We start from the raw sequence: 21,516 nt of genomic DNA on the forward strand, positions 1-21,516 counted from the left end.
GCATGCGTTCCGCCGCCGCCCGCGCCGAGCACTATGACGAGACCGCCGCGCCGCACGCGCCGGGGCTCCAGGACCAGCCGCAGTCCCAGCCCGAGCCCGTCGTCGCGCCGATTGCGGTCGATGCCGCGCCGCCGCCGCCGCGCAAGCCGCCGCCGTTCTTCCTGCGGCGTTCGTTCTGGCGCGCGCTGTTTTCGACCGACCTCGGCAAGAGTCGCAGCCGCATCCGGTTCATCGCCCTGTTGTTCGCGGCGCTGTTCTGCGTGTTCGTCGGCCGCCTCGCCTGGTTCGGCATGACGCCCGGCCAGCAGTCGGCGCGGCGCGAGGCTTCGGAAGCGGTGTCCGCCGCCCGCCCCGACCTCACCGACCGTAACGGCGAGGTTTTGGCGACCGACGTCAAGGTGATGTCGGTGTTCGCGGAGCCGCGCTCGATCGTCGACAAGGACGAGGCGGTCGAGCAGCTCACCGCCATTCTCCCCGACCTCAACGCCAGCGATTTGCGCGAAAGGCTCGGCAAGAAGAAGGGGTTTGTCTGGGTCAAGCGCGAGGTGACCCCGGCGCAGCAACACCAGATCTTTCGCCTCGGCCTCCCCGGCGTCGGTTTTTTGCCGGAGCACAAGCGCGTCTATCCCAACGGACGGCTCGGCGCCCATATCGTCGGCTTCACCAACGCCGACAACAACGGCCTGCAGGGCGTCGAAAAATATCTGGACGACCAGGGGCTCGGCGCCCTGCGCGCCTCCGGCCTCGCCATGCCGCAGCACGACCTGAGGCCCGTTGCGCTCTCGATCGATATGCGCGCCACCCATGCCGTCCGCGACGAGTTGGCATTGGCGATGGACCGCTTCCACGCCAAGGCCGCCGCCGCCGCCATCCTCGACGTCAACACCGGCGAAGTCGTCGCCGCCGCATCTTTGCCCGATTACGACCCCAATGATCCCCGCGACGCGCAAAAGGATGAGAATCTGAATCGCCTCACCGGCGGCGTGTTCGAAATGGGCTCCACCTTCAAGGCGCTTACCCTCGCCATGGCGCTGGATTCCGGCAAGTTCACGCTGAACTCCACGATTTCGGGCCAGCAGCCGCTGCATATCGGACGCAACGCCATCCACGACTATCATGCCAAGAACCGTATGCTGACCCTTCCGGAGGTGTTCAAGTTCTCGTCGAATGTCGGCACGGCGCGTCTCGCCCTGACGGTCGGCCCCGACTACCAGAAGGCGTTCCTGAAGAAGATGGGCCAGCTCGACCGCATGCGCACGGAACTGCCGGAAAGCCGCGAGCCCATGCAGCCGCGTCAGGCGCACTGGTCGCAGGTGTCATCCGCGACCATCGCCTTCGGCCATGGCCTCGCCGTCGCGCCCCTTCAGGCGATGATGGCGGTGGGCGCGCTGGCCAATGGCGGCTATCTGATCACGCCCACCTTCATCAAGCGGCCCGCCGATTTCGACAAGACCGCGCAGCCGCGCGTCATCAGGGCGGAAACGTCCGAGGCGCTGCGCTACATGATGCGGCTCAACGCCGAAATCGGCACGGCGAAGAAGGCGAACGTCCCCGGCTATTTTGTCGGCGGCAAGACCGGCACGGCGGAAAAGGTTGTTCATGGCCGGTACGATCACAAAAAGCTGTTCACCACCTTCATGGCGCTCTCGCCGGCCGACCAGCCACGTTATCTGTTCCTGACCGTGATGGACGAGCCGCAGGGCCTGCCGGAAGACGGGCATTACGCCACCGCCGCCTACAATTCGGGCGTCGTGACCGGTAAGCTGATCGAACGCGTCAGCCCGCTGCTGGGTTTGCAGCCGCGCCTCGAGTTTCCGGCGCAGCCCTTCCCGCTGCTGGCGCGCATGGGCTACGGCTTTGTCAACCAGCCGGCGAAACCGGGGAGCGAGGACTGATGCTTCTCGCCGATTTCTTTCCCGACGTCCCCGCCGCGCTCTGCGATGTCGAGGTTTTGGGCCTGACCGCCGACAGCCGCGCGGTCAAACCCGGCTTCATCTTCTTCGCTTTGGCGGGGGTCAAGGCGGACGGCATGGCCTTTACCGAAAAGGCGCTTGCCGCCGGCGCCGCGCTTGTCGTCGGCGACCGCCGCGCTCCGCCGGCGATCGCCTCGCATTATCAGCGGGTGGACGACGCCCGCGCCGCGCTGTCTTTGGCCGCGGCGCTGTTTTATCCGCGCCAGCCGCAAAAAATCGTCGCGGTCACCGGCACGTCCGGCAAGACTTCGGTGGCCGATTTTTCGCGTCAGATTTTTGCGGCCTGCGGTTTCGCTTCGGCGTCGCTGGGGACCATCGGGGTCATAAAACCGGGCGGCGCCGTCTATGGCTCGCTGACCACGCCCGACCCGCTCACCCTGCACAAAACCCTCGATGCTCTGGCGGGCGAGGGGGTGACGCATCTGGCGATGGAGGCCTCCTCGCACGGGCTCGACCAGCGTCGCCTCGACGGGGTGAGGCTCACCGCCGCCGGTTTTACCAATCTTTCGCGCGACCATTTGGATTACCATCCCGATCTCGACGCCTATTTTGGCGCAAAGCTGCGCCTGTTCACCGACCTGCTGCCGCAAGACGGAACGGCTGTGGTGGCGGCCGACGGCGACCACGCGGAAAAGGTCGTCGCGGCGTGTGAGGCGCGCGGCCTCAAAACGTTCACGGTCGGCGCCAAGGGGCAGGGGATTCGCCTCGCGGAGGTGGTCGCGGACGGTTTCGACCAAATCCTCACCCTCGTCCACGCGGGCGTTGCGTACAAAATTCGGCTGCCGCTCGCCGGCGTTTTTCAAGCCGAAAACGCTCTGGTCGCGGCGGGCTTGGCGCTGGCCGGCGGCGCGCCGGCGGAAAAAGTCTTTCAAGCCCTGGAAAAGCTCAAGGGCGCGCCCGGCCGGCTGGAGCGCGTCGGCGACAGGAATGGCGCTCCCGTTTTCGTCGATTACGCCCACAAGCCCGACGCGCTGGAAAAAGCCATTGCGGCCCTCAAACCTTTCGCCAAAAACCGGCTGATCCTCGTGTTCGGCTGCGGCGGCGACCGCGACGCCGGCAAGCGCCCGATCATGGGTGAAATCGCCGCGCGCGGCGCGGATGTGGTCATCGTCACCGACGACAATCCGCGCGGCGAGCAGCCCGCCGAAATCCGCGCGCAAATCCTGAAGGGCGCGCCGGGCGCGAAGGAAATCGGCGATCGCGCGCAAGCCATTCGCGCGGGAGTGGCGGAGCTGGGTCCGGGCGACGCGCTTCTCATCGCCGGCAAGGGCCACGAAACCGGACAAATCGTCGGTTCGACAATCCTGCCGTTTTCGGATCACGAGGCGGCGCGTGGCGCGCTAAAGGAGTTCGCATGAGCGAATTTTTGTGGAGCGGACCATATTTGTGGAGCGGACTTGGACTCATCGCCCCATTGCGCGCGCGTGTGCTGGGACAAGTCCCGGAGGGCGTGAAAAACATCTCCATCGACAGCCGCAGCCTGGAGCCGGGCGACCTGTTCTTCGCCATCAAGGGCGACCGCACCGACGGCCATGACTATGTCGCCGCCGCTTTCGAGCGCGGCGCCGCCGCCGCTGTCGTCGATGAAGCGCACGCCGACGCGCTCAAGGGTCTGGGAACCCTGTACATCGTCCACGACGTGCTCAAGGCCATGGAAAACCTCGCCCGCGCCGCCCGCGAGCGGACGCGTGCGGCGGTGATCGCCGTCACCGGCTCCGTGGGAAAAACCTCGACCAAGGAGGCGCTGCGCTGCGTGCTCGGCGCGGCCGGAAAAGTCCACGCCTCCGAAAAAAGTTTTAACAATCACTGGGGCGTGCCGCTCACGCTGTCGCGGCTGCCCGAAGACGCCGATTTCGCCGTGTTCGAGATCGGCATGAACCATTCCGGCGAAATCGCCGCGCTGGTGGACATGGTGCGCCCCCATGTCGCCATCGTCACCAATGTCGCGCCGGTCCATCTCGAACATTTTGAAAATGTCGAAGCCATCGCCCGCGCCAAGGCCGAGATTTTTGCTGGACTCGTCGAAGGCGGCGTCGCCATTCTCAACCGCGACATCGACACATTCGCGGTCCTCGAAGAGGAAGCGCGCAAATCCGCCGGCCACATCCTCACCTTCGGCGAGACGGAGTCCGACGCCCAACTCGCGGATTACGAGCCGAAGGAGGCGTCCGCGAACCTTCTGGCGCGCGTGCTCGGCGAGGACGTCTTGTACGCCCTCGGCGCGCTGGGGAAACACTTGGCGATCAACAGCCTCGCCGTCCTGCTGGCGGCGCGTTCGGTCGGCCTCGACGTGCGCAAAGCCGGGGAGGCCCTCCAAAATTTCGCGCCCCCGCAAGGTCGCGGCGCGCGCGAAAACTTGCGCATCGATCCGTTGATCGAGGGCGGCGATGTCCTGCTGATCGATGAGAGCTACAACGCCAACCCCGCCTCGATGCGCGCGGCCATCGACCTGTTGGGCTCGGCGCCGGTCTCCGGCGACGGCCGCCGCATCGCCGCGCTCGGCGACATGCTGGAGTTGGGGTCAACCGGCCCGCAGCTGCACGCGCAACTGGCTGAGCCGCTGGAAAAAAACCGCATTGATCTGGTCTTCGCCGCGGGTCCGCTGAGCCGCTGGCTTTACGACGCCCTGCCGGCCGAAATGCACGGCGGCTGGGCGCCCGACGCCATCGGGCTCGAACCCATTCTGGCCCGCGCGCTGCGCCCCGGCGACGCGCTGATGGTCAAGGGGTCGAATGGTTCGAAAATGCACGCTTTGGTCGCGGCGCTGAAACAACGTTTCGCCGCGCCGGAAATGAATGCAGAGGCATAGATGCTCACCTGGCTCACCGATCTCACCCATTATTTCAACGCGCTGAACGTGTTTCGCTACATCACGTTCCGCGCCGCCGGCGCGAGCGCGACCGCGCTCGCCATCGTGGCCTATTTCGGTCCCGGAATCATCGCGGCTCTGCGGTTGAAACAGGGCAAAGGCCAGCCGATCCGCAGCGACGGCCCGCAATCGCACCTCGCCAAGCGGGGCACCCCGACCATGGGCGGCCTGATGATCCTGGCCGGCGTCGCGCTTTCCACGATCCTGTGGGCCAATCCGAAAAGCGCCTATGTCTGGATCGTGCTGTTTGTCACCCTCGGCTTCGGCGCGATCGGCTTTTACGACGACTATCTCAAGGTGACCAAGCAGAGCCACGCCGGCTTTTCCGGCCGCTCGCGCCTCGCCATCGAGGCGGGCATCGCCATGATCGCCGCCTATTTCATGATGTGCGCGTCAGTCGCGCCGCCGGTGACATCGTTCGCCGACTTGGGCGCCGCCCTGGTCGCGCCCTTCTACACGGCGGCGCCGGCCACCAAGCTCGCCGCCCCCTTCGTCAACGGCTGGTTGATTGATCTCGGCTGGTTCTTCATCCCCTTCGCGGCGCTGGTCATCGTCGGCGCCGGCAATGCCGTCAACCTCACCGACGGCCTCGACGGCCTCGCCATCGTGCCGGTGATGATCGCCTCGGCGACGTTCGGGATCATCGCCTATCTCGCCGGCAATTTCATTTATGCCCACTATCTCGGCATCAACCATGTCACCGGCGCTGGCGAGCTGACGGTGATGGCCGGCGCGGTGCTGGGGGCGGGCCTCGGTTTTCTCTGGTTCAACGCGCCGCCTGCGCAAATATTCATGGGCGATACCGGCTCGCTGGCGCTCGGCGGCATGCTCGGCGCGATTTCCGTGGCGATCAAGCACGAGATCGTGCTCGCCATTGTCGGCGGCTTGTTTGTGATGGAGGCGGTTTCGGTGATCGTGCAGGTGGTCTCGTTCAAGACCACGGGCAGGCGCGTGTTCAAGATGGCGCCGATCCATCACCATTTCGAGCAGCTCGGCTGGTCCGAGCCGCAGGTGGTGGTGCGCTTCTGGATCATCGCCTTCATATTGGCGCTGCTCGGCCTGACCACTCTCAAGGTGCGATAGGATGAAAGCGAAGTCTTTCATCCGTCGCGGGAGGAAAACCCGATGATCCCCGTCTCGACCTTTTCCGGCAAGACCGTCGCGCTGTTTGGCCTCGGCGGCTCCGGCCTCTCGACAGCCAAAGCGCTCGCCGCCGGCGGCGCCAGCGTGTTCGTCTGGGACGATTCGCAAGCCGCGCTCGAAAAGGCGGCCGAGGCCGGTTTCGCGCCTTACGACCTGCGCGAGGCCGACTGGTCGCTGTTCCACGCGCTGATCCTCACCCCCGGCGCGCCGCTGACCCATCCGGCGCCGCACTGGACCGTGGTGAAGGCGCAGGAGGCGGGCGTCGAGGTGATCGGCGACGTCGAGCTTTTCCTGCGCGAGCGCGCGAAAAACTGTCCGCACGCGCCGCTGATCGCCATCACCGGCACCAATGGCAAGAGCACGACGACCTCGCTGATCGCCCACATCCTGCGCGAAGCGGGGGCCGACGTGCAGATGGGCGGCAATATCGGCGTGCCCATCCTCGACCTGGAGCCCCCGGCCGAAAACCGCATCCATGTGGTGGAATGCTCCACCTTCCAGATCGACCTCGCGCCGTCGCTGAACCCGAGCGTGGGCGTGCTGCTGAACCTGACGCCCGACCACATCGACCGCCACGGGACCATGGAGAATTACGCCTCCATCAAGCAGCGCCTGGTGGAAGCCAGCGATTTTGCGGTCGTCGGCCGCGACGACGCCTTTTGCGAGGCGATTTTCCAATATCTGAAAAAGCTCGGCCATGCGGTCGTCGGCATCACCAACAGCCAGCCGCACGCCATCGGCGCGGTGCGCTGCGAGGCCGGCGCGCTGCGCCGCACTTTTGCCTTGCCCGCAATGAAGACGGTGGAAGAGGCCCTGTTCGATCTCTCGCAGGCGCCGGCCCTTCGCGGCGCGCACAACGGCCAGAACGCCGCCGCCGCCTTCGCGGTCTGCGAACGCCTCGGCCTCACGCATGACCGGATTTACGCGGGCCTCAAATCCTATCCGGGCCTCGCGCACCGCATGGAGCAGGTCGCCCGTTACGGCAAGGTGCTGTTTGTCAACGACAGCAAGGCGACCAACGCCGACGCCGCCGAAAAGGCGCTGCTCAGCTTTGACGATATCTATTGGATCATCGGCGGCAAGGCCAAGGAGGGCGGCGTCGAGCCGCTGCGCGGCCTGTTTGGAAAAGTCCGCAAAGCCTATCTGATCGGCGCGGCGACCGAGGACTTTTCGAAGACCCTGGAAGGCGCGGTCGCCTTCGAAAAATGCGGGACGCTCGACGTCGCCACCGCCGCCGCCGCGCGCGACGCGCAGGCGAGCGGCGCGGCGGAGCCGGTTGTTCTGCTGTCGCCGGCTTGCGCCTCTTACGACCAGTTCCCCAATTTCGAAAAGCGCGGCGACGCCTTTCGCGAGGCCGTGGAGGACTTGATCACCGGGCCATCCATCGACACGCCGGCTTCGCGGGCCGCCGAGGATGAGTGGCTCCAGGCTGACGGCGGCGCCGCTGCGGCGGAAGCCGACGAGCAACGGGACGAAACCATTTAGAGCGTTTTCGAGCGAAGTGGATGCCGGTTCGCGTGAAGAAAATGCGTCAAAACAAGAATCGAGAGCTTTTTCATGTTTCCATGAAACGTGAAAAAGCTCTAGGGCGGCGCTGAGGAAGGACGAGCAACATGGTATCACGCGCGGAACGCTCTCCGGTCGCCGATTGGTGGTGGACCGTCGACCGTTGGCTGCTGGCGGCGGTCGGCGCCCTGATCGTCTGCGGCCTGGTGTTGATCATGGCCGGCAGCCCGCCCGTCGCGGAGCGCATCGGCCTGCCCACCTTCCATTTCGTCAACCGACAGGTGGAGTTGCTGGCGCCATCGGTCGCGTTCATGATCGCCTGCTCCTTCCTGACGCCGCGCCAATTGCGGCGCGGGGCGCTGGTGCTCTACATTGTGGCCATGGCCGGCATTTTCGCCGCGCTGCTGTTCGGCCACGAGGTCAAGGGCGCGAAGCGCTGGATCTTTGGCGTCCAGCCGTCGGAATTCCTGAAGCCCGCCTTCGTCATCCTCGCCGCCTGGGCCTTTTCCGAAGGGGCGCGCCGCCGCGACGTTCCCGGCAACCTGCTGGCCATCGCGCTGCTGCCGGTGACCATCATCCCCCTGGTGCTGCAGCCCGATTTCGGCCAGACCTTGCTGATCTGTCTCGTCTGGGGCGCGCTTCTGGTCATGGCCGGCCTGCATTGGCTGTGGTTTCCGGCGCTGGGCGGCGTCGGCGTGGTCGGCGCCGGCCTCGCCTACAAATTCGCCCCGCACGTGCGCGCCCGCATCCAGAACTTTTTGAACCCCGGCGAGGGCGGCGGACAGGCCGACACGTTCCAGGTGGAGACCGCGCACGACGCCTTCGTCTCCGGCGGCTGGTTCGGCAAGGGGCCGGGCGAGGGCACGTTCAAGCAGATCCTGCCGGATTCGCACACCGACTTCATCTTCGCCGTCACCGGCGAGGAATTCGGCCTGATCTTCTGCATGGCGCTGGTCGGGCTGTTCGCCTTCATCGTGCTGCGCAGCCTGATCAAGGCGTCGAGCAACGAGGATCCGTTCTGCCGCTTCGCCACGGCGGGCCTCGCCATGCTGTTCGGCATCCAGGCGTCGATCAACATCGCCGTCAACCTGCACCTGATGCCGGCCAAGGGCATGACGCTGCCGTTCATCTCCTATGGCGGATCGTCGCTGCTGTCTCTAGGCATAGGCATGGGTTTTCTGATAGCGGTGACGCGCAAGCGTCCGCGTTCGGAAATCCTGTTCGATCATAGGCGCCCGCCCGAAGGACACGCCGCCTGATGGAAAGCGACAATCTGATTCTGGTCGCCGCCGGCGGAACCGGCGGCCATCTGTTTCCGGCGGCGGCGCTCGCCCACGAGCTCATCGCCAAGGGCGCGCGCGTCAGGCTCGCCACCGACGACCGCGCGCAGAAATACGTGGCGGACTTCCCCGCCGAAGCGGTTCATGTCATCGCCTCGGCGACGCCGACCGGCTCGGGGCTCGGCTCCAAATTGATGGCGCTTCTGACCCTCGCCAATGGCGTGCTCGAATCCTTCAATCTTGCCGGCGAGTTGAAACCCCGCGCCATCGTGGCGTTCGGCGGCTATCCCACGGTGCCGCCGGCGCTCGGCGCGTCGCTGCGCGGCGTGCCGCTGGTGCTGCACGAACAGAACGCGGTGATCGGCCGCGCCAACAAGTTTCTGGCAGGACGGGCAAAGCTGATCGCCTCCGGCTTTCCCACGCTCGACGGCGTTTCGCCCGGACGGGCGCAGGTCGCCTATGTCGGCAATCCCCTGCGCCCGGCGGTGCTGGAGGCGGCGAAGTCAGCCTATCCCGGCTTCGAGGACCAAAAACTGCGGCTGCTGGTCACTGGCGGATCGCAGGGGGCGCGCGTCTTTTCCGACGTGGTCCCCGAGGCGCTCGGCCTGCTCACCGAAGCGGAGCGGGCGCGCCTCGTCGTCACCCAGCAGGCGCGCGACGAAGATCTTGCGCGCGTCAAGGAAACCTACACGCGGCTGAAGATCGCGGCCGATGTCGCGCCCTTCTTCAGCGACCTGCCCAAGCGCATCGCAGCGTCGCATCTGGTGATCGGCCGCTCCGGCGCCTCGACCGTGTCGGAAATCGCCGCCATCGGCCGGCCGTCCATCCTCGTGCCCTTTCCGCACGCGCTGGACGCGGATCAGGCGGCCAACGCCGCCCATCTCGCCTCGACCGGCGCGGCCGACGTGGTGCGGCAGATCAATTTCACGCCCCTTGGGCTGGTGGAGCGGTTGCGGCATGCGCTCGCCCACCCCGAAGACTTGACGAAGCGCGCGGCGGAGGCAAAAACCGCCGGCGTGACCGACGCCGCCATAAGGCTGGCTTACCTGACCCTGCACATCGCGGGGATGATCGACTCGCCGGAGAGCCCCCAATGAAACTGCCCCGCACGCTCGGCCCGATCCATTTCGTGGGCATAGGCGGCATCGGCATGTCGGGCATCGCCGAGGTTTTGATGAACCTCGGCTATCAGGTGCAGGGCTCCGACGCCGCCGACAACGCCAACGTCAAGCGCCTCCGCGAAAAGGGCGCGAAAATCTTCATCGGCCATGACGCCAAGAACCTCGGCGACGCCGAGGTGATCGTGGTGTCCACGGCGATCAAGCGCGACAACCCGGAGCTGTCGGCCGCCCGCGAAAAACGCCTGCCGGTGGTGCGTCGTGCCGAAATGCTCGCCGAGCTGATGCGTCTCAAGCAATGCGTGGCGGTGGCGGGCACCCATGGCAAGACCACCACGACCTCGCTGGTCGCCACCCTGCTCGACGCCGGCGACCTCGACCCCACCGTCATCAACGGCGGCATCATCAACGCCTACGGCACCAACGCCCGCATCGGCGAGGGCCAGTGGATGGTGGTCGAAGCCGACGAAAGCGACGGCACCTTTTTGAAACTTCCGGCCGACGTCGCGGTCGTGACCAACATCGACCCCGAGCATCTCGACCATTTCAAGACCTTCGACGCCATCAAGGAGGCGTTCCGCACTTTTGTGGAAAACCTGCCGTTCTACGGTTTTGCGGTCATGTGCCTCGACCATCCCACCGTCCAGGAACTGGTGGGAAAAATTGAGGACCGCCGCGTCATCACCTATGGCGAGAACCCGCAGTCCGACGTGCGCCTCGAAAACATCGACCTGACCGGCGGGGTCAGCCGGTTCCAGGTGACGATCCGTGATCGCCTGCACGGTCGCGAGATCGTGCTCAAAGACCTCGTCCTGCCCATGCCCGGCCACCACAACGCGCTCAACGCCACGGCGGCCATCGCGGTCGCCTACGAGCTCGGCGTCGGCCTCGACCAGATTCAAAAAGGCCTTGCCGGCTTTGGCGGCGTCAAGCGCCGCTTCACCCGCACCGGCGACTGGAACGGGGTCGCGATTTTCGACGATTACGGCCACCACCCCGTCGAAATCGCCGCCGTGCTGCGGGCCGCGCGCGCTTCGACAAAGGCGCAGGTGATCGCCGTAGTGCAGCCGCACCGCTACACCCGCTTGCAAACCCTGTTCGACGCCTTTTCCACCTGTTTCAACGACGCCGACGTGGTGCTGGTCGCCGATGTCTATGCCGCCGGCGAATCCCCCATCGAGGGCATTGACCGGGACCATCTGGTCGCCGCGATCAAGGCGCACGGCCACCGCCAGGCCCTGGCCTTGCCCGCGTCGGAGGCCCTGCCGAAATACATCCGTGAACTCGCCAACCCCGGCGATTACGTCGTCTTCCTCGGCGCCGGCAACATCACGCAATGGGCTTACGCCTTGCCCGGCCAATTGGCGGAGGGCGGCGCGTGAAGCGTGCGCTGGTCCTGCGTCATGTCGCCTTCGAAAACCTCGGCATTCTGGCGCGCATTCTCCCCGATTACGGTTTTGCCTCGGTCTATCACGAAGTCGGCCTGGGTCCGCTCCCGGCTGACGAAATCCAGTCCTGCGACCTCTTGATTGTGCTCGGCGGCCCCATCGGGGTCTATGAAACCGAGGATTACCCGTTCCTGACGGAGGAAATCGCCGCCATCAGCCGCCGCCTGCTGGCGCAAAAGCCGACATTGGGCATTTGCCTCGGCGCGCAATTGATGGCGACGGCGCTGGGCGCGCCGGCCAGCCCGGGACCGGGCAAGGAGATCGGCTACGCGCCGCTCACCCTGCGCGACATCGGGGGCGAAAATCCGCTGTCCGATCTTGAAGGCGCGCAGGTGCTGCACTGGCACGGCGACGCTTTTGGCGTGCCGCCCAATGGCGTGTCGCTGGCCTCCACCCCGCTGTGTCCGCACCAGGCTTTTGCGCTCGGCCATTACGGCCTCGCCCTGCAGTTCCATGCGGAGGTCGAGCCGGACTCGCTCGAAGCTTGGCTGATCGGCCACACCTGCGAATTGGGAAAAGTGGGGATCAAGCCCGGCGACCTGCGGCGGCAGGCGGCGGAACAGGGCGCGGCGACGGCGCAGGCCGGGGCCAAAATGTTCCGGCGCTGGCTGGACGGGATTTTTGCATGACTTTTAAGGACATCACTGGCGAGCTCGCGGCGCGCATGCCGGAGTTGCGCGGCCGCTTGACCGCGAACGCCGAAATCGCGCCCTACACTTGGTTTCGAGTGGGCGGCCCGGCGCAGGTCCTCTTTAATCCATCGGATGAAGAAGACCTCGCGTATTTTCTCAAAAACATGCCGCAAGCCATTGATGTAACGGTGATTGGTCTCGGCTCCAATCTCATCATTCGGGACGGTGGCGTTCCCGGCGTGGTGATCAGGCTTGGCGGCCGGGCGTTTGGCGAGGTCAAGGTCGAGCCAGGCCATCGCCTGCGGGTCGGCGCCTGCGTTCCGGACATGCGCGTCGCCAAGGCGGCGGCCGACGCCGGCATCGACGGCCTCGCTTTTCTGCGCGGCATTCCGGGCTGCATCGGCGGCGCCTTGCGCATGAACGCCGGCGCCCACGGAGGCGAGACCAAGGATTATTTGGTCGAAGCCCGAGGCGTCGACCGCAAGGGCGACGTGCATGTGTTCAAGGTCGAGGGCCTGCACATGACCTACCGCCACAGCGGCGCCCCCGACGACATCATCTTCACCGAAGCGCTGTTCCAGGGGCGCCCGGGCGAGCCCGCGCAGATCAATGCGGAAATGGACCGCATCACGGAAGCGCGGGAAAAGAGCCAGCCAATCCGCGAAAAGACCGGCGGCTCGACCTTCAAGAACCCGCCGGGCGAAAAGGCGTGGCAACTGGTCGACAAGGCCGGCTGTCGCGGTCTGGTGGTCGGCGACGCGCAGGTTTCGGACCTGCACTGCAATTTTTTGATCAATCGGGGGAACGCCACCGCCGCCGACATCGAAAACCTCGGCGAGGAGGTCCGCGCCCGCGTAAAAGCCGCGACGGGCGTCGAATTGCAGTGGGAAATCAAGAGAGTAGGGATGAAGGCTTGACGGGCGACGGTGCAGCAAGTGTACTAAAGCGGTTATCTGAAGCTTGACCTAGTTCGCAGCGTGGTTTATCGATTTGTAACCCTGAATCACATTTCTGACATATTTCTGACCCCCTTGAGTGGAACTAAATTGTCCTGCTTCACACTTGAGTTGCGTTGTGGAGTGGGAGGGGGAGATGGCCAAAAAGGCGAAGAAAATGGGCATTGCAACCAAAAATGGTCCGCTAATCGATCGCGAAATCAAGATGGACATGATTGCCAGTCGCCATCCGCCTTTGGCGAATGCAGACAGTAAGGCAAGGTTGGAATTCTTCAAGTCGAACCCCGAATGGACCGCAAATCTCCGCGGCGCTTTGTTTCTGCGAATTAAAGATTTTTCCGCCAAGTTCCCCGACCTGACGAAGCCCGAAGGAGAGCGTGAGACCAACGAAAAGTGGAGAAAGGCGGGACACGATAACGTTGCCGCGGAGAATGAAGCTCTTGGCCTGAAGGGGCGCTGACGCGACGATCTGGACATTGATCAATTTGCTTCTTATACGCAGGCGGCTCCATGAGCAGCGGCTACGATCCTGAAACCGTTGGTGGCGTTCTTTCGCGTCTCTTCCCTAAGGGGACGAATCCAGACTTGGCTGGTCAGGACGGGTCTATTACGCGCGCGCCACATATGCCCGCCGACGTCTTTGGTGCCGTCGCTCACATGCTTTATGTGTCTGGTGCCTATCAGTTTCTGGTGGCGAACATCTCGCCAGACAGGGAATCCGGCGCTTGTGAGACTTGCGAAGATCCGAGCGGCTGTAAAGAATGTGACAGGTGCGAATATCAGTCACCAGTATGGCACGCCTCAAGCGATGATATGGATCGCTGGGTGAGAAGGGGGCGTCTCTGGCGGGATTGCCCTGCCAGTGCGGATGAAACTGACGAGGATAGCGTCGCTGAGTTGTGGCGACGCTTGTTGAGTTACGACTCGGAAAGCTTGGTCAAGCGCCTTCGACCCGATGAGCCGACACCGGAATGGTGGAAATGCGCGCATGCGCTGCTAGTGATTTCGGATGAAGCCAGTGCTGATATAGGGTTTGCGTCAGCTTCGCCAGAACGATCTGCCGTCGAGGATTGGGCTAGCACCGGTCCGCGCAAACTTGCGCCCGACTGGGCCAGCTTTGTGACGTCCGTCTATGAAGACCTGCTGACGAACTTCCGAGCCGTGGGCAGAGTCGGACGAAATCCGGATAAGGATCACGTTTCCAAACACGGCCCAACCGACACGATCGCCTTTGTTCTCAACTCGGAAATCGTGCGGGTCCTTCCCAAGAATCGAACACCTGCGCTCGGGTGCTCGATGCGCACGATGAGCCACAATTTGGCCATACTCTCGCCTCGTGGACCGACGAACGTTTACTGGCACTCAGCCATTGCGCATGGAAAAAAAGACAGTAAGCCGCTCAACATATTGATGCTGCCGTACCCCTATCAAATCAGCCCGAATTGTTTTTCGGGTACGGTGAATGGCAAAACCCATGTAACTGGCGCATCTGGCTCTCTCAACCAAGAGCGTTGGGGCCGCTTCAGCATTTTTCCTCGCTGGCTGTCGCCGAATGGCAGTTCAATTGAGTACCGGGGACCGGAAACGCGGTGGTCGACTGACGCATCGGCGGAGAATTTCGTCTCTTTCGCCTTGGCGCTGGTGGAGGAGGCGGAGCGCGACTGCGGTGCCGTTCATGGAATTGTACTGCCAGAGTACGCTTTGGATTGGCCAACCTATTACGACTTCGTCGCGGCGTTGAAATCTCGTAAGCCACAACTTGAATTTCTGATCTCAGGTTTGTCCGAGAACTGCGAAAGCGACCATGGCAATACTGTTATGTCGACAATATTCGCAACACCCTTAGATAGGGATGGTAAACCTTTGCGTCGTAAAGCGGTTTCGCAATCACGCAGAAAGCACCATAGATGGCGTCTTGATGGTGAGCAAATCAAAAATTATGGGCTTGCTAGCGCATTGGATCCGTTTGTTACATGGTGGGAGTATTTGGCAATTGGAACTCGAGAAATGCAGTTTAATGTATTTCGTCAAGGCTCCACTTTTACAACTATGATTTGCGAGGACTTAGCTCGTTTCGATCCCGCGCATCCATGGCTTCGCGCATTGGGACCCAATCTTGTTTTCGTCATTCTCATGGATGGACCGCAACTGCCGACGCGTTGGCCCGGGCGATATGCGACCGTCATCGCGGATGATCCAGGATCGTCTGTTCTAACTTTGACGTCGAGAGGCCTGATTGTTCGATCGAATATGAACCGAGAAAACAAAAACTATTCAATCGGTCTGTGGAGGGATGACACGGGGCATACGGTCGAATTGCATTGCCCACCGCAGGACCAAGCCATCCTGTTGACGCTTTCCGGCAAGAACGCCGACGAAGTCACGCTCGATGGGCGTCCAAATTACGATGCACGTGCGTGGCGCTATCATGGTCATCGTCCAGTTCGGTTATCCTCGGAGCAAATTGCAAGGGGAGATTGGGGTTGGATATTGGGAGAACGAAGGCTTGCCGCCTCGCTGAGTTCGCCCAGCAGCCAGTCGAACTGGACTAAATGGCTCGGTGCGACCAGACTTGCCCTCAAGTCACTGACGTAGGTTTCCGGAGATAGGGTGTAGTGCTACGAATGCCCCAGATCGCGTGCCTTGAACGTTTGAAATCATCGCGCGATTAGCGGTAATCGGGCTCACCCCTCGACCAAAATTGCCCTGAAATCATTGACATTGGTGAGAGTCGGCCCGGTCACGACGCTATCTCCCAGCGACTGGAAAAACCCGTGGCCATCGTTGGCCTCCAGCGCGCCGCGCGGCGAAATCCCCAAAACTCGCGCCCGCGCCAAAGAGTCCGGCGTCAACAAAGCTCCGGCGATCTCCTCGGCGCCGTCCACCCCATCGGTGTCGCCAGCCAAAGCGTAAACGCCCGGCATCCCCTCAAGCGCCAAACCCAAAGACAACAGAAACTCGACATTGCGCCCGCCGCGCCCCGCGCCCCGCACCGTCACCGTGGTCTCGCCGCCGGACAGCAGCACGCAGGGGGCGGCAAACGGCTGGCCCTTGGCGGCGATCTGCCGCGCCAGAGCGGCCAAAACCTTGCCAACCTCGCGCGCCTCGCCCTCAATGCGGTCGCTGAGGATGTGCGCCGCGAACCCGGCCTCGCGCGCCAAGGACGCCGCCGCCTCCAGCGCCATTTGCGGCGCGGCGATGAACCTGACTTCGGAGCGCGCCAACCGGGGATCGCCAGGCTTGACGCTTTCGCCAGCCCCAGAGCGCAGCACGTCCAGCACGGCGGGCGGCGCTTCGATGCCATAGCGGGACAAAACGGCAAGCGCATCGGCGCAGGTGGTGGGGTCGCCGACCGTCGGCCCGGAGGCGATGTCAATCGGGTCATCGCCGGGCACGTCGGAGATCAGCAGCGCGACAACCCGCGCCGGGGCGCAGAGCGCGCCGAGCCGTCCGCCCTTGAGGGCGGAAAGATGCCTTCGAATGCAATTCATTTCACTGATCGTCGCGCCGCTGGCGAGCAGGGCGGCGCTTAAATGCCGCTTGTCATCGAGCGTAAGGCCGGGCAGGGGCGCCGCGAGCAGTGCGGAGCCGCCGCCCGAAATCAGCGCAATCACCAGATCGTCGGCGCTCAGCCCCTCAACCAGCCCGGCGATCTTTTGCGCGGCGGCGAGTCCGGCGGCGTCGGGCAGGGGATGCGACGCCTCGATCACCTCAATTCTTTGGCACGCGACGCCATAGCCGAACCGCGTCACCACCGCGCCGGACAGAGGCCCGTCCCAAGAATCCTCCAGCGCGCGCGACATGGCGGCCGACGCTTTTCCCGCGCCGATGACCACGGTGCGCCCGCGCGGTTTTTCCGGCAGATGCGCCGGCAAGCACAAAGCCGGCTGCGCCGAAGCGATCGCGGCGTCAAACATGCGTCTTAAAAGGCTGCGCGCGTCCATGGCGCATCAAAACACGGCTCGCCCTGCGAGGCCATTGAAATCCGAGGCGATTGCGGCGACAGTGCCGCGATGACACAGCGAAAAACCCTGTTGTGGCTGCAAGCGGGCTCATGTGGCGGCTGCTCCATGGCGGCGCTCGAACAGGGCGGCGCCGGCCTGTTCGCCGAGCTGCAAAACTTGCGGCTGGACCTGCTCTGGCACCCGAGCGTCAGCGAGGCGACGGGCGCGGAAGTTCTGAAAATTTTGGCCGACATCGAAACCGGCGCCGTAAAACTCGACATCCTTTGCGTGGAAGGCTCGATTCTGCGCGGCCCCCATGGCACAGGCGCGTTCAACCGGCTGTCGGGAACGACCCGCACCTTGCTCGATCTCACCCGCGCGCTGGCGCAGCACGCCGAAACCTGCGTCGCCGTCGGCTCCTGCGCGGCGTTCGGCGGCATTCCCGCCGGCGATCCCGACCCAACCGACAGCTGCGGCCTGCACTACGACGGCGCCGAACCCGGCGGCGTTTTGGGTGTGGCGTGGCGGTCGCGGAGCGGGTTGCCGGTGGTGAACGTCGCCGGCTGCGCGCCGCATCCCGGCTGGATTGTCGAAACGCTGGGCGCGTTGGCTGCGGGCGACCTCAAGGCGAGTGACCTCGACGCCTTCGGCCGACCCCTGTTTTTCGCCGGCCATCTCGCCCATCACGGCTGTTCGCGCAACGAATTCTACGAGTTCAAGGCTTCCGCGCGCGTCCTTTCGGAACGTGGCTGCCTGATGGAGCATCTCGGCTGCAAGGCGACGCAGGCGATCGGCGACTGCAACCAGCGCGCCTGGAACGGCGGCGGCTCCTGCACCCATGCCGGTTTCGCCTGCATTTCCTGCACCTCGCCGGGTTTTGAAGCCGCGCGCGAAACCCATGTCACGCCGAAAATCGGCGGCATCCCCGTTGGGCTGCCGCTCGACATGCCGAAAGCCTGGTTCATGACTTTGGCCGCCCTGTCGAAATCGGCGACGCCGGCGCGGGTGCGCCAAAACGCCGAGGCCGACCGCATCCTCGTCAGTCCGAAGAGGCAAAAGTGACCCGGCTGGTCGTGGGTCCCTTCAACCGGGTCGAGGGCGATCTGGAGCTGACGCTGGACATCGAAGAAGGCCGCGTCGCCGAGGCGCGCGTGGCGGCCACGCTCTATCGCGGTTTCGAGCAAATCCTCGTCGGGCGTCCGGCGGGCGACGCGCTCACCATCGCGCCGCGCATCTGCGGCATTTGCTCGGTGTCGCAAAGCCTGGCGGCCGCCGCCGCCTTGCGCGAAATTTCGGGCGTCAAGCCGCCGCGCAACGGGGAACTGGCGGCGAACCTCGTTCATGCCGCCGAAAACATCGCCGACCACCTGAGCCATTTTTATTTGTTCTTCATGCCGGATTTTGCCCGCGCCGAATATGCGCCAAAGCCGTGGCATGCCGAAATTGCCGCGCGCTTCAAGGCGGTGGAGGGCGCCGCCGCGCGCGACATGCTTCCCGCGCGCGCCCGCCTACTGCACATCATGGGCCTGCTCGCGGGCAAATGGCCGCATTCCCTGGCCCTGCAACCGGGCGGCGTCACCCGCGCGCTCGATCTCGGCGGGAAAATGCGCCTTTTGGCGATCCTGGGCGATTTCCGCGCCTTCGCGGAATCAAACCTGTTCGGCGCGCCGCTCGAAGACATCGCCGCGATGGAGACGCCCGAGGACCTGTGGGCCTATGCGGAGACCAAAGCCGATTTTGCAGCTTTTTTGCGCCTCGCCCGCGACCTGAGCCTGGACAAACTCGGCCGCTGCGCCCTGCCGCTGATGAGTTTTGGCGGCTATCACGGCGCGGAAGGGCCGCTGTTCCAAGCCGGCGTCGTCGACGCCGCCGGCGCCGCGAAAACCATGGGCAGGATCGGCGAGCAGGTCGCGGCCTCCTATTTCGCCGATTGCGCCGAAGACCCTTTTCGCGCGCACACACTGCCCGACATGGAGCGCGTCGGGGCCTATTCCTTCGCCAAGGCGCCGCGCCTCGACGGAAGCCCCGCCGAAACCGGCGCGGTGGCGCGGCAGGCGGTCGCGGGCCAAAAGCTGGTGCGCGCGCTGCTGGCGCAATCCGGCGGCAGCCAAGTGCTGGCGCGGGTCGTCGCCCGCGTGCTCGAAATCGCCCTGATTACAATCGCCGCCGAAAACTGGGCCAGGGCGCTCAATGTCCGGGAAAATTTCTGCGAGACCGCGCCGCCGCTGGCGAGTGGCGCGGTCATCGGCCGGGTCGAGGCGGCGCGTGGCGCGCTCGGCCATTGGGTGAGCGTGGAGCGCGGCGCCATCCGCGCCTATCAAATCATCGCGCCGACCACATGGAATTTCTCGCCCCGCGACGCGGCGGGCGTTCCCGGTCCGTTGGAGCAGGCGCTGGTCGGCGTCGAAACCGGCGCGCTCGGCGCGAAAGCGGCGGCGATCCAGCATGTGGTCAGGAGTTTCGATCCCTGCATGGTGTGCACGGCGCATTGAGGGCGCGTTAACCGCGTTTCAAGCCGTCGTCCCGCCCTTAACGCGCCGGCAAGGCGCGTGGCCAAAACTCGCGTCAAGCTTACCCAAGTCTTGACGAGGCCGCTCAAATGAACGCATCGAAAATTTTTCTGGCCGGCGCGGCGCTGCTCGGCCTCACCTGTGGCGCCCACGCCTGGGAGGAAGGGGCGATCGTATCGGTCTGCGGCGCCTGCCCCTCGGGGCAATCGCCCTCGGCCCTGGCGCTGGAGATGACGGTGACGCAGATGCAGGCGCATAATCCGCAGACGCAGCATACCGTCATCGTCAATCACCCGATGGATGCCTGGCAGCGCCCGATCAGCGTCCGCTACTGAGACGCGCGCGGCGCGCACGGACAGGTCCCCGCGAAGTTGAACGGCGCTTTGGCCTTGAATGCGCCCTGAGTCGGGTTCAACCAGCCACAGCACATTGGCGACCAGCCCCGCCGCGTTCATCCCGTCCGTCCTCGCGCTGGCGATCGCGCCGTCCTATTTCGACGTCCAACGCAGAGCGTTCGGGCAGACTTCGCCTGACCGGGCCATCCCGCGCGGGAAAATCCAGAGGTTGGTCCCGATATCCGCCTTCCAGTCGATGGAGCGCGCGGCAATGACTCCGTCATTGAGGCCGTGGCGGACGACGCGCGTCCGGGGATGGAGCGAAAAGGGACGCAAGGAAAGCCGCGCAAACAAGGCCCTGCCACCGGAAACCGGGCGCCACGATTCTCTCCGTGTTTGAAATCATTTTGCAGAAACAATTTTACGCGCGGCGCGCTTCACCCGAAGCGCCTGCGCCTTCCCCTGGGGCGCCAAGAAACTTGCGTCCGGCGCCAGCGCTCTTTCCACTTTTTTAAGCAGAACACGCGGAATTTTATTCCTACAAGTCCTTGAATCCTGGAGGAAGCAGACAAATTGTCGCAGTTGGCGCCCTTTTTGCCAACTGGAGCCCAACCGCAGGCGGCGCAGCCGTCGCGAGGGCGCGGGGCTCGCGCCCAAAGAACCGGACCAGGGCAGGAGAGCGCTTGATGTCGGCAACCGAAACTTTTTACGACGTGATCCGTCGCCAGGGGATCACCCGGCGCAATTTTTCGAAATTCTGCTCGCTCACCGCCGCCAGCATGGGTCTGGGCGCGACCGGCGCCTCGCAAGTGGCGCATGCGCTGGAGACGAACCCGCGCGTCCCCGTGATCTGGATGCACGGCCTCGAATGCACCTGCTGCTCGGAAAGTTTTATCCGCTCGGCGCACCCGCTGGTGAAGGATGTGGTGCTGTCGATGATCTCGCTCGACTATGACGATACGATCATGGCGGCGGCGGGCCATCAGGCTGAGGCGATTCTCCAGGAGACCCGCCAGAAGTACAAGGGCAAGTACATCCTCGCGGTGGAGGGCAATCCGCCGCTGAACGAGGACGGCATGTTCTGCATCGACGGCGGCCGTCCCTTCGTCGAAAAACTCAAGGAAATGGCCGCCGACGCCATGGCCGTGATCGCCTGGGGCTCCTGCGCCTCCTGGGGTTGCGTGCAAGCCGCGAAACCCAATCCGACCCACGCCGTGCCGATCGACAAGGTCATCACCGACAAGCCGATCATCAAAGTGCCGGGATGCCCGCCGATCGCCGAAGTCATGACCGGCGTCATCACTTTTGTGAACACCTTTGGACGGCTGCCGGAGCTCGACCGCCAGGGCCGTCCGCTGATGTTCTATTCGCAGCGCATCCACGACAAGTGCTACCGCCGTCCGCATTTCGACGCCGGCCAGTTCGTCGAGGAATGGGACGACGAAAACGCGCGAAAGGGTTTTTGTCTTTACAAAATGGGCTGCAAGGGCCCAACCACTTACAACGCCTGCTCCACCGTGCGCTGGAACGACGGCGTCTCCTTCCCGATCCAGTCGGGCCACGGCTGCATCGGCTGTTCGGAAGACGGTTTCTGGGACAAGGGGCCATTCTACGAACGCCTCTCGAACATCCACCAGTTCGGCATCGAGGCCAACGCCGACAAGATCGGCATCGCCGCCACGGCCGCGGTGGTCGGCGCCATGGCGATTCACGCCGGCATCACGGCGGTCGGCCGCCTGCGGGTCAAACACGACCACAAGACGCCGCCCGCCTCGGCGCAAGAATGATCGCCCGCCCGCAAG

17 protein-coding genes are annotated in these 21,516 nt (G+C 64.4%); 16 read left to right on the plus strand and 1 reads right to left on the minus strand.

Features of this window, described 5'->3' with window-relative positions; all coding sequences use genetic code 11:
• Positions 1-2 precede the first annotated feature (2 nt).
• The 12 genes from GJ654_RS04915 (at position 3) to GJ654_RS04970 (ending at position 15,520) form a co-directional block, all read left to right on the plus strand.
• The gene (locus tag GJ654_RS04915) at positions 3-1,895 is read left to right on the plus strand and encodes a peptidoglycan D,D-transpeptidase FtsI family protein (RefSeq protein WP_155444995.1); all 1,893 of its coding nucleotides are present in this window, start codon (positions 3-5) and stop codon (positions 1,893-1,895) included.
• Entirely contained in the window at positions 1,895-3,331 is a 1,437-nt protein-coding gene (locus tag GJ654_RS04920) for a UDP-N-acetylmuramoyl-L-alanyl-D-glutamate--2,6-diaminopimelate ligase (RefSeq protein ID WP_155444996.1), read from the plus strand. Before GJ654_RS04915 ends, GJ654_RS04920 begins: the two co-directional genes overlap by 1 nt.
• Positions 3,328-4,782, plus strand: coding sequence for a UDP-N-acetylmuramoylalanyl-D-glutamyl-2,6-diaminopimelate--D-alanyl-D-alanine ligase (locus GJ654_RS04925; protein ID WP_155444997.1), 1,455 nt, complete (start codon positions 3,328-3,330; stop codon positions 4,780-4,782). The genes GJ654_RS04920 and GJ654_RS04925 overlap by 4 nt, the downstream gene beginning before the upstream one ends.
• Entirely contained in the window at positions 4,783-5,925 is a 1,143-nt protein-coding gene (mraY, locus tag GJ654_RS04930; protein ID WP_155444998.1) for a phospho-N-acetylmuramoyl-pentapeptide-transferase, read from the plus strand.
• 42 nt (positions 5,926-5,967) lie between these two features.
• Positions 5,968-7,470: a UDP-N-acetylmuramoyl-L-alanine--D-glutamate ligase gene (murD, locus tag GJ654_RS04935; protein WP_155444999.1), complete on the plus strand. Its 1,503-nt coding sequence runs from the start codon at positions 5,968-5,970 to the stop codon at positions 7,468-7,470.
• Between the two features lie 128 nt (positions 7,471-7,598).
• A complete protein-coding gene (locus GJ654_RS04940) occupies positions 7,599-8,750 on the plus strand; it encodes an FtsW/RodA/SpoVE family cell cycle protein (protein WP_155445000.1) in 1,152 nt (383 codons plus the stop codon).
• On the plus strand, positions 8,750-9,868 hold the full coding sequence (locus GJ654_RS04945) for a UDP-N-acetylglucosamine--N-acetylmuramyl-(pentapeptide) pyrophosphoryl-undecaprenol N-acetylglucosamine transferase (RefSeq protein ID WP_155445001.1): 1,119 nt from the start codon (positions 8,750-8,752) through the stop codon (positions 9,866-9,868). Before GJ654_RS04940 ends, GJ654_RS04945 begins: the two co-directional genes overlap by 1 nt.
• Positions 9,865-11,271, plus strand: coding sequence for a UDP-N-acetylmuramate--L-alanine ligase (gene murC, locus GJ654_RS04950; protein ID WP_155445002.1), 1,407 nt, complete (start codon positions 9,865-9,867; stop codon positions 11,269-11,271). The genes GJ654_RS04945 and murC overlap by 4 nt, the downstream gene beginning before the upstream one ends.
• Entirely contained in the window at positions 11,268-11,966 is a 699-nt protein-coding gene (locus GJ654_RS04955) for a glutamine amidotransferase (protein WP_264586125.1), read from the plus strand. The genes murC and GJ654_RS04955 overlap by 4 nt, the downstream gene beginning before the upstream one ends.
• Positions 11,963-12,886 (plus strand): UDP-N-acetylmuramate dehydrogenase, encoded by a 924-nt coding sequence (gene murB / locus GJ654_RS04960; RefSeq protein WP_155445004.1) that lies wholly within the window; start codon positions 11,963-11,965, stop codon positions 12,884-12,886. Before GJ654_RS04955 ends, murB begins: the two co-directional genes overlap by 4 nt.
• Positions 12,887-13,061: 175 nt before the next feature.
• On the plus strand, positions 13,062-13,385 hold the full coding sequence (locus GJ654_RS04965) for a hypothetical protein (RefSeq protein ID WP_155445005.1): 324 nt from the start codon (positions 13,062-13,064) through the stop codon (positions 13,383-13,385).
• A gap of 50 nt (positions 13,386-13,435) precedes the next feature.
• Entirely contained in the window at positions 13,436-15,520 is a 2,085-nt protein-coding gene (locus GJ654_RS04970; protein WP_155445006.1) for a hypothetical protein, read from the plus strand.
• A gap of 89 nt (positions 15,521-15,609) precedes the next feature.
• Here GJ654_RS04970 and GJ654_RS04975 read toward each other — a convergent pair whose 3' ends face one another.
• A complete protein-coding gene (locus GJ654_RS04975) occupies positions 15,610-16,842 on the minus strand; it encodes a glycerate kinase type-2 family protein (RefSeq protein WP_246664607.1) in 1,233 nt (410 codons plus the stop codon).
• A gap of 96 nt (positions 16,843-16,938) precedes the next feature.
• Here GJ654_RS04975 and GJ654_RS04980 point away from each other — a divergent pair, with 96 nt between their 5' ends.
• The 4 genes from GJ654_RS04980 to GJ654_RS04995 all read left to right on the plus strand — a co-directional run bounded on the left by GJ654_RS04980 (position 16,939) and on the right by GJ654_RS04995 (position 21,501).
• Positions 16,939-17,931 carry a HupU protein gene (locus GJ654_RS04980; protein WP_155445008.1) on the plus strand — a complete coding sequence of 331 codons (993 nt, stop codon included), beginning with the start codon at positions 16,939-16,941 and terminating at the stop codon, positions 17,929-17,931.
• Entirely contained in the window at positions 17,928-19,361 is a 1,434-nt protein-coding gene (locus tag GJ654_RS04985) for a nickel-dependent hydrogenase large subunit (protein ID WP_264586124.1), read from the plus strand. The genes GJ654_RS04980 and GJ654_RS04985 overlap by 4 nt, the downstream gene beginning before the upstream one ends.
• A 107-nt stretch (positions 19,362-19,468) precedes the next feature.
• Positions 19,469-19,714 (plus strand): hypothetical protein, encoded by a 246-nt coding sequence (locus GJ654_RS04990; protein ID WP_155445009.1) that lies wholly within the window; start codon positions 19,469-19,471, stop codon positions 19,712-19,714.
• 686 nt (positions 19,715-20,400) lie between these two features.
• Entirely contained in the window at positions 20,401-21,501 is a 1,101-nt protein-coding gene (locus GJ654_RS04995; RefSeq protein ID WP_196305438.1) for a hydrogenase small subunit, read from the plus strand.
• Positions 21,502-21,516 lie beyond the last annotated feature (15 nt).

Source organism: Rhodoblastus acidophilus, assembly GCF_009720655.1.
Lineage (GTDB): Bacteria > Pseudomonadota > Alphaproteobacteria > Rhizobiales > Beijerinckiaceae > Rhodoblastus > Rhodoblastus acidophilus_A.

Bases quoted from the DNA above. Each gene is read 5' to 3' on its own strand.
- mraY (WP_155444998.1), top strand. From the start codon at position 4,783: ATGCTCACCTGGCTCACCGATCTCACCCATTATTTCAACGCGCTGAAC.
- GJ654_RS04980 (WP_155445008.1), top strand. From the start codon at position 16,939: ATGACACAGCGAAAAACCCTGTTGTGGCTGCAAGCGGGCTCATGTGGC.
- murD (WP_155444999.1), top strand. From the start codon at position 5,968: ATGATCCCCGTCTCGACCTTTTCCGGCAAGACCGTCGCGCTGTTTGGC.
- GJ654_RS04975 (WP_246664607.1), bottom strand. From the start codon at position 16,842: ATGTTTGACGCCGCGATCGCTTCGGCGCAGCCGGCTTTGTGCTTGCCG.
- GJ654_RS04990 (WP_155445009.1), top strand. From the start codon at position 19,469: ATGAACGCATCGAAAATTTTTCTGGCCGGCGCGGCGCTGCTCGGCCTC.
- GJ654_RS04970 (WP_155445006.1), top strand. From the start codon at position 13,436: ATGAGCAGCGGCTACGATCCTGAAACCGTTGGTGGCGTTCTTTCGCGT.
- GJ654_RS04940 (WP_155445000.1), top strand. From the start codon at position 7,599: ATGGTATCACGCGCGGAACGCTCTCCGGTCGCCGATTGGTGGTGGACC.
- GJ654_RS04920 (WP_155444996.1), top strand. From the start codon at position 1,895: ATGCTTCTCGCCGATTTCTTTCCCGACGTCCCCGCCGCGCTCTGCGAT.
- GJ654_RS04965 (WP_155445005.1), top strand. From the start codon at position 13,062: ATGGCCAAAAAGGCGAAGAAAATGGGCATTGCAACCAAAAATGGTCCG.
- GJ654_RS04925 (WP_155444997.1), top strand. From the start codon at position 3,328: ATGAGCGAATTTTTGTGGAGCGGACCATATTTGTGGAGCGGACTTGGA.
- GJ654_RS04995 (WP_196305438.1), top strand. From the start codon at position 20,401: ATGTCGGCAACCGAAACTTTTTACGACGTGATCCGTCGCCAGGGGATC.
- GJ654_RS04945 (WP_155445001.1), top strand. From the start codon at position 8,750: ATGGAAAGCGACAATCTGATTCTGGTCGCCGCCGGCGGAACCGGCGGC.
- GJ654_RS04915 (WP_155444995.1), top strand. From the start codon at position 3: ATGCGTTCCGCCGCCGCCCGCGCCGAGCACTATGACGAGACCGCCGCG.
- murC (WP_155445002.1), top strand. From the start codon at position 9,865: ATGAAACTGCCCCGCACGCTCGGCCCGATCCATTTCGTGGGCATAGGC.
- murB (WP_155445004.1), top strand. From the start codon at position 11,963: ATGACTTTTAAGGACATCACTGGCGAGCTCGCGGCGCGCATGCCGGAG.